The sequence below is a fragment of the Paracidovorax anthurii genome, from assembly GCF_003269065.1.
Lineage (GTDB): Bacteria > Pseudomonadota > Gammaproteobacteria > Burkholderiales > Burkholderiaceae_C > Paracidovorax > Paracidovorax anthurii.
Genome location: NZ_QLTA01000004.1, coordinates 122,144 through 133,520 on the forward strand (window position 1 = coordinate 122,144; position 11,377 = coordinate 133,520).

General features: G+C 72.3%; 10 protein-coding genes. 9 read left to right on the forward strand and 1 reads right to left on the reverse strand.

Going from position 1 to position 11,377, the window contains the following annotated elements:
- Positions 1–18: 18 nt before the first annotated feature.
- Positions 19–915: a LysR family transcriptional regulator gene (locus AX018_RS03775; RefSeq protein ID WP_111875974.1), complete on the reverse strand. Its 897-nt coding sequence runs from the start codon at positions 913–915 to the stop codon at positions 19–21.
- Positions 916–1,031: 116 nt separating this feature from the next.
- On the opposite strand from AX018_RS03775, the gene AX018_RS03780 reads away from it, so the two are divergent.
- From AX018_RS03780 to nusA, 9 genes are all read left to right on the forward strand, one after another.
- Positions 1,032–2,405 carry an acyclic terpene utilization AtuA family protein gene (locus tag AX018_RS03780; protein ID WP_111875975.1) on the forward strand — a complete coding sequence of 458 codons (1,374 nt, stop codon included), beginning with the start codon at positions 1,032–1,034 and terminating at the stop codon, positions 2,403–2,405.
- A gap of 29 nt (positions 2,406–2,434) precedes the next feature.
- Positions 2,435–2,818 carry an AtuA-related protein gene (locus tag AX018_RS03785; RefSeq protein ID WP_111875976.1) on the forward strand — a complete coding sequence of 128 codons (384 nt, stop codon included), beginning with the start codon at positions 2,435–2,437 and terminating at the stop codon, positions 2,816–2,818.
- A 100-nt stretch (positions 2,819–2,918) separates the two neighbouring features.
- Positions 2,919–3,908, forward strand: coding sequence for a Bug family tripartite tricarboxylate transporter substrate binding protein (locus tag AX018_RS03790; protein WP_111875977.1), 990 nt, complete (start codon positions 2,919–2,921; stop codon positions 3,906–3,908).
- A gap of 153 nt (positions 3,909–4,061) precedes the next feature.
- Complete coding sequence (locus tag AX018_RS03795) at positions 4,062–6,200, forward strand: alpha/beta hydrolase domain-containing protein (protein ID WP_111876010.1); 2,139 nt, start codon at positions 4,062–4,064, stop codon at positions 6,198–6,200.
- 205 nt (positions 6,201–6,405) lie between these two features.
- A complete protein-coding gene (locus tag AX018_RS03800; RefSeq protein ID WP_245951414.1) occupies positions 6,406–7,215 on the forward strand; it encodes a c-type cytochrome in 810 nt (269 codons plus the stop codon).
- A complete protein-coding gene (locus AX018_RS03805; protein WP_111875978.1) occupies positions 7,212–8,540 on the forward strand; it encodes a c-type cytochrome in 1,329 nt (442 codons plus the stop codon). The genes AX018_RS03800 and AX018_RS03805 overlap by 4 nt, the downstream gene beginning before the upstream one ends.
- Positions 8,541–8,606: 66 nt before the next feature.
- Positions 8,607–9,002, forward strand: a complete 396-nt coding sequence (locus AX018_RS03810) for a thioredoxin family protein (protein ID WP_111875979.1) — start codon at positions 8,607–8,609, stop codon at positions 9,000–9,002.
- A gap of 213 nt (positions 9,003–9,215) precedes the next feature.
- Positions 9,216–9,815, forward strand: a complete 600-nt coding sequence (gene rimP, locus AX018_RS03815) for a ribosome maturation factor RimP (protein ID WP_111875980.1) — start codon at positions 9,216–9,218, stop codon at positions 9,813–9,815.
- Positions 9,816–9,888: 73 nt separating this feature from the next.
- Entirely contained in the window at positions 9,889–11,373 is a 1,485-nt protein-coding gene (gene nusA, locus AX018_RS03820; RefSeq protein WP_111875981.1) for a transcription termination factor NusA, read from the forward strand.
- The last annotated feature ends 4 nt before the right edge of the window (positions 11,374–11,377 follow it).

Consider the following 11,377-nt stretch of genomic DNA (forward strand, 5'->3'; position numbering starts at 1 on the left):
CCGCCTTTGCTTTTTATCTCACACCCGTGGCCGGTGTGCCAAGACCCGTTCATAAAGACTGTGCGCCGCGACCGACAGTCCCCGGTCGCGGCGGCGCACGAGATAGATCTGGCGCGTGAGTCCCGGCAGCGCGAGCGGGCGCGTGGCGATGCCGGGATGCGCGAAGTGGAAGAGCGTGAGCGTGGGCACCACGCTGATGCCCAGGCCCGCGCGCACCATGCCCATCACGGTGGCGAGCTGCTCCACTTCGATCAGGGTGTTCATGGCATGGGGATGGATGGCGGCTTCGAGATATTGCCGCACGCTGCTCGTGCGGGCCAGGTGCACGAAGGGCCATTGCGCGAGATCCGTCACCTGCAGGCCGCCTTTCCTGCGGCGGCGCGCCAGCGGATGGTCGGCGGGGCAGACGAGGTGGAAGCCGTCGGCGCAGAAGGGCTCGGCCTGCAGCGACGGCGTGTCCGCGCGGATCGCGGCCAGCGCGAAGTCGGCGCGGCCCGAGGCCACGCGCTCGATGCAGGGCTCCGACAGCACGTCGGCGATGTCCAGCTCGATGCGGGGATGGGCGGCGCGAAAGCCCGCCAGGATGCCGGGCAGCCAGCCCGCGGCCAGCGAGGGCAGCAGCGCCAGCGACACGCGCCCCCGCCGCAGTTGCGCGGCATCCTGCGCCGCCGCGAGGGCATCGTCGATCTCCGCGCGGATGCGCCGCGCCGACTCCAGGAAGTCCAGCCCCTCGGGCGTGAGGTCCACGTGCCGCGTGCTGCGGTCGAACAGCCGCAGCCCCAGGCCCTCTTCGAGCGAGCGCACGAGCGCGCTGAATGCGGGCTGCGAGAGGTGGCACAGGGAGGCGGCCCGCGTGAAGCTGCGCTGCTGCGCCAGGGCCAGGAAGGCATCGATGTGGCGGCTGGAGAGGTGCATGGCGGGCCCGGCGCTGGGGCGTGGATTGATCTGAAATCCGGATCAATCGATCTTAACAATCTATTTCACGGAAGAAGCGCCGGCTTCTACAGTCGCCCCCAGGAGACAGAACGACGATGGCGAATGCAAACATCCTGCGCGTGGGGTGCGCGGCCGGGTTTTCCGGCGACCGCACCGATGCCGCGCTGCCCGTGGTGCGGGCCCTGATCGAGGCCGGCGGCCCGGCGGTGCTCATTTTCGAGACGCTGGCCGAGCGCACGCTGGCCCTGGCGCAGCTGGCCCGGCGCGCCCGGCCGCAGGCGGGCTACGAGCCCCTGCTGGACGATCTGCTGCGCCCCGTGCTCGCTCAGTGCCTGCAGCACGGCATCCGCATCGTGAGCAATTTCGGGGCGGCCCACCCGGCCGGCGCGGCCGAGCGCATCCGCGTGCTGGCGCGCGAGCTCGGGGCCCGCGCGCCGCGCATCGCCGTCGTGTGGGGCGACGATCTGGGTCATGAGGCGCACCGGCCCGTGCTGGCCGCGGCACTGGGCGGAGCCTGGCCCGCCGATCCGATCGTGAGCGCCAATGCCTACATCGGCGCCGAGCCCATCGCCGATGCGCTGAAGGCCGGGGCCGACATCGTCGTGTGCGGCCGCGTGGCCGATCCCTCGCTGGTGCTGGGGCCGGCCATGGCGCATTTCGGCTGGTCGCCGCGCGACTGGGACCGGCTCGCGCGCGCCACCATGGCGGGCCACTTGCTGGAGTGCGGCGCGCAGGTGTCGGGCGGGTACTTCGCCGATCCGGGCTACAAGGACGTGCCGGGCCTGGCCCGCCTGGGCTACCCGATCGCCGAGATCGGGGAGAGCGGCGACTGCACCATCACCAAGCCGGCCGGTACCGGGGGGCGGATCGACGAGCGCACGGTCAAGGAGCAGCTCCTGTACGAGCTGCACGACCCCGCCGCCTACCTCACCCCCGACGTGGTGGCCGACATCACGGCCGCGCGCGTGACCGCCGAGGGCCCCGACCGGGTGCGCCTTGAAGGCGTGCGCGGGCATCCCCGGCCGGATTCGCTCAAGGTCAACGTGTGCTTCGAGTCGGGCTGGTTCGCCGAGGGCGAGATCTCCTATGCGGGCGCGCGGGCCGGTGCCCGGGCGCGGCTGGCGGCGGACGTGGTGCGCGAGCGCATGGCCGAGGCCGGCGCCGGCCTGCGCGCGGACCTGATCGGCGTGATGAGCGCCTGGGCCGACGATGCGGGGCGGGGCCTGGGCGGCCCGGGTGCCAGCGATGGCGACGGCGCGCGGGACGTGCGCCTGCGCCTGGCGCTGCAGCACCGCGACGCCGCCGTGGCGCAGCGGCTGGTGCGCGAGGTCACGGCGCTCTACACCTGCGGCCCCGCGGGCGGCGGCGGCGTGCGGACCTCCGTGCGCCCGCGCCTGGGCATGGCGTCCGGCCTCGTGCCCCGCGAGGCCGTGGCCACGGGCTACCGGCTGCTGGAGGAGGCCGCATGACGCAAGCACACGCACCGCAGGCCGCAGGCATGGACAGCACCGCATCCCCGAACACCCTGACCGTGCCCCTGTACCGGCTGGCCCACGGCCGCACGGGCGACAAGGGCAACCGCTCGAACATCAGCGTCATCGCCTGGCACCCGGCGCTCTGGCCCGTGCTGCTGGAGCAGGTGACCGAGGAGGCCGTCGCGCGGCAGTTCGCGCACCGCGCCCCCGGTCGCGTCGCGCGCCACCCGCTGCCGCTGCTGCACGCGATGAACGTGGTCATCGACGACGTGCTGGACGGCGGCGTGAACGATGCGCTCAACCTCGACAGCCACGGCAAGACCCTGTCGTTCCTGCTGCTGGACATGCCCGTGCGCGTGCCCGCCGCGCTGGCGCCCCACCTAGCCGGCCCCGCCGCGCCGGATTGAAGCGGCGGCCTGCAAACCCCGGAGTTTTTCTCGCGGCGCCGGCCCGCGCCGCCGTTTTCCCGCCCCTTGCATTCCAACTATTCCTAAAGGAGACAACGCCATGAACCTTCCCGATTTCCCCCGGCGCCGGCACGCGCTCGCCGCCGCGGCCTGCCTGGCCTGGACCGCCCTGGCCGGGGCGCAGCAGCCCGCGCCGGCGTATCCGGCCAAGGCCCTCACCTTCGTGGTGCCGTTCGCGGCGGGCAGCGCCACGGACCAGCTCGCGCGGGCCGTGGGTCAGTCGGTCACCACCGACACGCAGCAGCCCGTGGTGGTGGACAACCGGGCGGGCGCCAGCGGCATGATCGCCGCGCAGTTCGTGGCCAAGGCGCCGCCCGACGGCTACACGGTGCTCATCACCACCAACACCACGCACGCGGCCAACGAGCACCTCTACAAGAAGCTGTCCTACGACCCGGTGAAAGACTTCGCGCCCGTCACCGGGCTGGGCAAGGGCGGGCAGGTGCTGGTAGTGAACGCCTCCGCGCCCTACAAGACCGTGGGCGAGCTGATCGCAGCCGCGAAGAAAGCGCCCGGCAAGCTCAGCTTCGGCAGCGGCAGCTCGTCGAGCCGCGTGGCGGGCGAGATGCTCAAGCAGCTCGCGGGCGTGGACATCCTCCACGTGCCCTACAAGAGCAATCCGCTCGCCATCACCGACCTGCTGGGCGGGCAGATCGACCTGATGATCACCGACACCTCCACCGGCGTGCCGCAGATCAAGGCGGGCAAGCTGCGCGCGCTGGGCTATTCCACGCAAAAGCGCAGCGCCCAGCTGCCCGACGTGCCCACCATCGACGAGGCGGGCGTGAAGGGCTACGACATGGGCTACTGGTTCGCGGCCTACGTGCCCGCGGGCACGCCCGCGCCGGTGGTGGCGCGGCTCAACCAGCTGCTCGCGCAGGCCACGCGCAGCGCCGCCGCGAAGTCGTTCTACGACATGGCCGGCTCCGAGCCCTGGACGACCACGCCGCAGGAGCTGGCGGGCTTCCAGGCCGCGGAAACCCGCAAGTGGGGGCAGGTGATCAAGGCCGCCGGCATCGAGCCGGAGTGAGCCACCGCGCGCGGCGGCCGCGTGCCGCCCGCGCCCTTTCCTTTTCCGTCGATTTCCTTTCTGTCCTGTTGCGGGCCCGCCGGGCCCGTGCGGCCGGCCGCGCGCCCGCCGCCCCCCGGCGCGCCCTTTGTCGAGGAGACTGCCATGTGGTGGATGACATCGGATCGTGTGCGTGAAGCGGCCCGGCCGCGGGCCGTGGGTGGCCTGCTGTGCGTGGCGGCGGCCCTGCTGGCCGCGTGCGGAGGTGGCGGCGGCGGGGAGGGCAGCGCGCCCCGCATGCATCTGGAGATCGCGGCCACCGAGGATTTCCCCGGCAGCTACGGCAGCGTGGGCACCTACGAGAAGCTCACCGGCACGCTGCGCGGCGAGCTGGACCCGGCCGATCCGCGCAACGCCATCATCCAGGACCTGCAGCTCGCGCCGCGCAACGGCCGGGGCATGGTCGAGTACAGCGCCGACTTCGTGCTGCTCAAGCCCAAGGACATGTCCAAGGCCGGCGGCGTGCTGCGCTACGACGCGCCCAACCGGGGCAACATCCTGACGCTGCCCAACCCGTCGGCCACGCCGGGCGACGCCGTGTATTTCGAGCGCGGCTACACCTTCCTCTACTCGGCCTGGCAGGGCGACGTGCCCAAGAGCACGCCCGCGCGGCTCACGGCCACCGTGCCCGTGGCGCGCAACCCCGACGGCAGCAGCATCACCGGCCCCTACCGCGCGGAACTGGTGCCCACGGCCGCCGCGCCGGCGATGACCCTGCCGGGCGGCGTCTTCAACGGCAGCATGATCCCCTATGCGCCCGCCAGCCTGGACAACACCCTGCCGGGCTACTCGCTCACGCGCCGCCGTAACGAGACCGACCCGCGCGAGCCGGTGTCCGCGGCGGACTGGAAGTTCGCCACCTGCGATGCCGCCGCCAATCCGTTCCCCGGCACGCCGGATGCGGCCAGCGTGTGCCTGCGCGGCGGCTTCGATCCGCAGTACCTCTATGAGCTGGTCTACGTGGCCAAGGACCCCAAGGTGATGGGCGTGGGCCTGGCCGCGCTGCGCGACACGGTGGGCTTCTTCCGCGGCCGGGCCGCCGATGCGGACGGCCGCGCCAACCCGCTCGCGGGGCGCGTCTCGTACGTCATCGGGCAGGGCACCTCGCAGTCGGGCAACGCGATGAAGACCTTCCTGCACCTGGGCTTCAACCAGCGGCTGGACGGCGGGCGCGTGTTCGACGGCGTCTATGCCCATGTGGCCGCGCGGCAGACCAACGTCAACACCCGCTTCGCGGTCCCGGGCGGCGGGGGCGGGCTGCGCACCGACCACACGGCCTTCGGGCAGACCGCGCCGCGCGGCCTCGCGGCCGACTACGTGGACGCGGTGAGCGGGCGGCAGGGCGGGGTGCTGCGGCGTTGCACCGCCAGCGGCACCTGCCCCCGGCTCTTCCTGGGCCTGTCGGGCACCGAGTTCTGGCAGCTGCAGGGCTCGCCCGTGCTCACCGATGCGCTGGGCGAGCGCGACATCGCCCAGCCCGCCGACGCGCGCATCTACTACTACGCCAGCACCCAGCACGGCGGAGCGGGCGGCGTGGAGAGCATCAGCTACGCGCCTTCGCGCACGGTCTATCCGGCCGGCACCGTGGTGCATTTCAACGACACCTTCCGCGCGCTCTTCCTCGCGCTGGAGGACTGGGTGGTGCGCGGCACCGAGCCGCCGCCCAGCCAGGTGCCGCGCGTGGCCGACGGCACGCTCGTGCGGCCCGCGCAGCTCGCCTACCCGGCCATGAAGGGCCTCACCTGGAGCGTGGGCGGCGTGCAGACGGCCATCCCGGAGTTCCGCTACCTCGCGCGCTACAACGGCTTCACGCTGCTGGACTTCGGGCCGCAGTACCAGCCGCAGGATGAATCGGACATCGCCACCGTGCTGCCGCCCCGCGCCGTGGGCCGCGACTACGCCATCCTGGTGCCGCAGGTCGATCCGGGGACGGGCCTCGCGCGGGCCGGCATCCAGAGCGTGGAGGCGCGCGTGCCCCTGGGCACCAGCATCGAGTTCAACGACGTGGCCACGCCGGGCATCGTCGATCTCGCCAACCTCACCGGAAGCTTCATCCCCTTCCACAAGACGCGGGCCGCACGCCTCGCGGCCGGGGACGGGCGCCCGTCGCTGGAGGAGCTGTACGGCAGCCAGGCCGGCTATGTCGCGGCCGTGGGTGCGGCGGCGGACGCGCTGGTCGCCCAGCGCCTGCTGCTGCGCCGCGATGCCGACGCCATCGTGGCCAAGGCGCGGGCCGCCAACATCCTTCCGTGAGGGGGTGGGGCAGGTTTGGGGGTGTTTGGGGCTCCATGTCGCCGTAAATGCTGGATTGTTTGCTATTGAATTGGTAGCAATCGCCGGGCGCACGGGCAGGCGCGCGCCGGGCCGGCTGTACGCGCCGGCAAGGGGTGCGTAGAGTGGGGGAGGGCGGCACCCGCACCGCCGGCCTTCCCCACGCACACGACGAGATACCCCAACCATGCCCCCGCCGCCTGCCGCCCCGACCGACTTCGCCGCCACGCGCCTCCTGCGCCGGGTGGCCGCGCTGGCGGTGGCCATGGCGGCCTGCACGGGCACGGCGGCCACTCCTCAGTCCCCCCAGTCCCCTCAGGCTCCCCCGGCGCCCGCGCCCGCGCCCGCCGTGCCGGCCGGCATGGCCGACCGCGTGCTGGCCTGCACCGCCTGCCATGGCCGCGAGGGCCGCGCGACGCAGCAGGGCTACTTTCCGCGCATCGCCGGCAAGCCGGCCGGCTACCTCTACCACCAGCTCCTGCACTTCCGCGACGGGCGCCGCAGCTACCCGCAGATGTCCTACCTGCTGGAGCACATGACCGACGGCTACCTGCGCGAGATCGCCGGGTACTTCGCGGCGCTGGACCTGCCCTATGCGCCGCCCCCGCCGCCCCAGGCCCCGCCCGAGGCGCTGGAGCGCGGGCGCCGCCTTGTGCGCGAGGGCGACGCGGCGCGCGGCATCCCCGCCTGCGTGCAGTGCCACGGCGCCGCGATGACCGGCGTGCGGCCGGCCATTCCCGCCCTCGTGGGGCTGCCGCGCGACTACGTCAACAGCCAGATCGGCGCCTGGCAGACCGGCCAGCGCCGCTCCCACGCGCCCGACTGCATGGCCCAGGTGGCGCGCCAGCTCACCGCCGACGACGTGAGCGCCGTCTCGGCCTGGCTCGCGGCCCAGCCCGTGCCCGATGGCGGCCGGCCCGCCGGCGCGGCGGCCGGGCCGCTGCCCATGCCCTGCGGCGGCGTGCAGGAGGCATCGGCGCCGGGGAGCGCGCCATGAGCGCGGCCCGGTTCCCGCGGGCCTTCCGCGCGCGATGGCGGGCGGTGGCGGCCTGCGCCCTGGCCGCCGTGCTGGCCGCGTGCACCGGCCTCGTCGTGGTGCTCAACCGCTGGGGCGAGACCCCGCTGCCCGAGGGAGACGGCCCGCCCGCCGCGCCGGCCACGGCGCAGGTTATCGCGCGCGGCGAATACCTGGCCCGCGCCGGCAACTGCATGGCCTGCCACACGGCGGCCGGCGGCGCGCCCTTCGCGGGCGGGCGGGGCATCGAGACGCCCTTCGGCACCGTGTACAGCAGCAACCTCACGCCCGATCCCGAGACCGGCCTGGGCGCGTGGTCCGGGGCGGCCTTCTGGCGGGCACTGCACCACGGGCGCTCGCGCGACGGCCGGCTGCTCTACCCCGCGTTCCCGTACCCGAGCTACACCCACGTGACGCGCGAGGACTCGGACGCCCTCCATGCCTACCTGCGCAGCCTGCCGCCCGTGCGCCAGCCCGGGCGCCCGCACGCGCTGGACTTCCCCTACGGCACGCAGGCCGCGCTGGCGGTGTGGCGCGCGCTCTTCTTCCGGCCGGGCGGCCTCGCGCCCGATCCCGGGCGGCCGGCCGCCTGGAACCGCGGGCGCTACCTGGTCCAGGGCCTGGGCCATTGCGCGGCCTGCCACAGCCCGCGCAATGCGCTGGGCGCCACCCGCGACGCGGGCGCCCTGCGCGGCGGGCTTATCCCCGTGCAGAACTGGTATGCCCCCGCGCTGGACACCCCGCGCGAGGCCGGCGTGGCCGACTGGCCCGTGGACGAGGTGGTGGCGCTGCTGCGCGACGGCGTCTCGCCGCGCGCCACCGTCACCGGGCCGATGGCCGAGGTGGTCTTTCGCAGCACGCAGTACCTGGACGACGCGGACCTGCGGGCGATGGCCGAATACCTGCGCGCGCTGCCCGATGCGCGCGGCCCGCACGAGGGCGCCGCGCCCGCGCCGGCCCCGCCGCGCACGGCCATGGAGCGCGGCGCGACCCTCTACACGCGCCACTGCGCCGAATGCCACGGCGACGCCGGGCAGGGGCGGCCGGGGGCCTTCCCGGCGCTGGCGGGCAACCGGGCCGTGCTCCTCGGCGATCCGACCAACGTGGTGCGCACCATCCTGCAGGGCGGCTATGCCCCGGCCACGGCCGGCAACCCCCGGCCGCACGGCATGCCGCCCTTCACCCAGGTGCTGGGCGATGACGAAGTGGCGGCGGTGGCCACCTTCGTGCGCAACGCCTGGGGCAACCGGGCGCCGGGTGTCGCTACCATCGACGTCCATCGCGCCCGGGAGCGCCGGGGCCGCTGAACGGGCCCGGTGCTCCCGCGCCGCCCCCTTGTCCCGCTCGCCCCGCTCACCACACCGCCTGCCTCCATGCCTTCGCCGGATTCCACCCTTCCGCCACCACCGCCCGCCACGGCCCCGGGCTGGTGGGTCGTCTGCCTCTGTGCCGCCTGGTGCGGCGTCTGCCGCGAATACCGGGCCGTGTTCGACGGCCTCCGGGCGGCCCATCCCGAGGCCCGCTTCGAATGGGTGGACGTGGAGGACGAGGAGGCGCTGGCCGGCGATCTCGACGTGGAGACATTTCCCACGCTGCTCATCGCCGACGGCGCGCGGGCCCGCTTCCTCGGGCCGCTGCTGCCCCAGGCGGGCGTGGTGTCGCGCCTGCTGTCGAGCCTGCAGGAGTCCCGCTCCGCGGCGCCCGCCGCGCCAGAGGCGCAGGCGGTGTTCGAGCGCCTGGTGAGGGCCCGGGGCGCGGCCTCCGCGTAGGGAAGTGTGGCGCCGGTGCAATGCAAGTTGCATGCCGCTTGCTTGGCAAAGCCGGGCGTCACAGGCTACAATTCGTGTCTCACGGCCAGAACGGGCGGGTACCCACCGCCCGTTTTTTTTGGCCGTTCGCTTTTCTTCGAGCTCGAAGCTGTCGGGGAGACACCTCGGCGGTTATCGGGTTTTTTGTACTTCTGGAACTGAGCTGAACAACACGTGGCATTGCAGCAGATCGTCGAACAAACCGTCGCGGGCCTGGGGTACGACCTGGTGGAGATCGAACGCTCCGCCGGCGGGCTGCTGCGCATCACCATCGATCTGCCGTGGGAGCCACCCGCCGCCGACGCGCCCGCGCAGCCGGCCGAAGCCGGGCAATTCGTCACCGTCGAGGATTGCGAGAAGGTCACGCGCCAGCTGCAGTTCGCGCTGGAGGTCGATGGCGTCGACTACAAGCGCCTGGAAGTCTCCTCGCCCGGTATCGACCGGCCGCTGCGCCACGAACAGGATTTCCAGCGCTTCGCTGGCGAGGTGATCGACATCACGCTCAAGGCGCCGATCGGCGAGGCCGCGGCGGGCCAGGTGAATGCCAACCGCAAGAAATTCAGGGGCACGCTCGAACGCACCGAGGCGGGAGGCTGGCAGATCGTCTGGAGCGACGAGCCTCCGGTCAAGCCCGGCCAGAAGGTCAGCAAGAAACGGGCGCCGGCGCCCCTGCAGGCCCTGGGTTTCACGCTGGACGAGTTGCGCGATGCCAGGCTGGCCTCGATCGTGAACTTCAAGGGGCGTGGGGCGAAAGGCGGCGAGGCCCAGGGCTGAGCGCAGGGAATTCGAAGCAAGGGCCGCCGCGCCGGGCGCGGGCCTCCAAGGGATTGAAAAATAGGAGTCGTCGATGAATCGCGAACTGTTGATGTTGGTTGAAGCCATTTCGCGCGAGAAGAACGTGGAGCGCGACGTGGTGTTCGGCGCCGTGGAACTGGCATTGGCCCAGGCCACCAAGAAGCTCTATCCCGGCGATGTGGACATCCGCGTGGCGATCGACCGCGACAGCGGCAACTACGAGACTTTCCGTCGCTGGCTCGTCGTGCCCGACGACGCCGGCCTGCAGAACCCCGATGCCGAGGAACTCCTCATGGACGCGCAGGAGCGCATCGCCGACATCGAGGTGGGCGAGTACATCGAGGAAGGCATCGACTCCCTGCCCATCGGCCGCATCGGCGCCATGGCCGCCAAGCAGGTCATCCTGCAGAAGATCCGCGACGCCGAGCGCGAGATGCTGCTCAACGACTTCATGTCGCGCGGCGAGAAGATCTTCACCGGCACCGTCAAGCGCATGGACAAGGGCGACATCATCGTGGAGAGCGGCCGCGTGGAAGGCCGCCTGCGCCGCAGCGAGATGATCCCCAAGGAAAACCTGCGCAACGGCGACCGCGTGCGCGCCATGATCATGGAGGTGGACCTCACGCTGCGTGGCGCGCCCATCATCCTCTCGCGCTCGGCGCCCGAGTTCATGATCGAGCTGTTCCGCAACGAAGTGCCCGAGATCGAGCAGGGCCTGCTCGAGATCAAGAGCTGCGCCCGCGACCCCGGCAGCCGCGCCAAGATCGCCGTGCTCTCGCACGACAAGCGCGTGGACCCCATCGGCACCTGCGTCGGCGTGCGCGGCACCCGCGTGAATGCCGTCACCAACGAGCTGGCCGGCGAGCGCGTGGACATCGTGCTCTGGTCCGAGGACCCCGCGCAGTTCGTGATCGGCGCGCTGGCCCCGGCCAACGTCTCCTCCATCGTGGTCGATGAGGAAAAGCACGCCATGGACGTGGTGGTGGACGAGGAAAACCTCGCCATCGCGATCGGCCGCGGCGGCCAGAACGTGCGCCTCGCCTCCGACCTGACGGGCTGGAAGATCAACATCATGGACGCGGCCGAGTCCGCCCAGAAGCAGGCCAGCGAGACCGACACGTCCCGTCGCCTCTTCATGGAAAAGCTCGACGTGGATGAAGAGATCGCCAACATCCTCATCGAGGAAGGCTTCGCGAGCCTGGAAGAAGTGGCCTACGTGCCGCTGCAGGAAATGCTCGAGATCGAGAGCTTCGACGAGGACACCGTGAACGAGCTGCGCGCCCGCGCCAAGGATGCGCTGCTCACCATGGAGATCGCCCGCGAGGAAAGCGTGGAAGGCGTCTCGCAGAATCTGCGCGACCTCGAAGGCTTGACGCCCGAACTCATCGGCAAGCTGACCGAGGGCGGCGTCCACACCCGCGATGATTTGGCCGATCTGGCCATCGATGAACTGACCGCCCTGACCGGCCAGTCCGAGGAAGATGCCAAGGCCTTGATCATGAAGGCGCGCGAACACTGGTTCGCGGGGCAAGAGTAAGGGT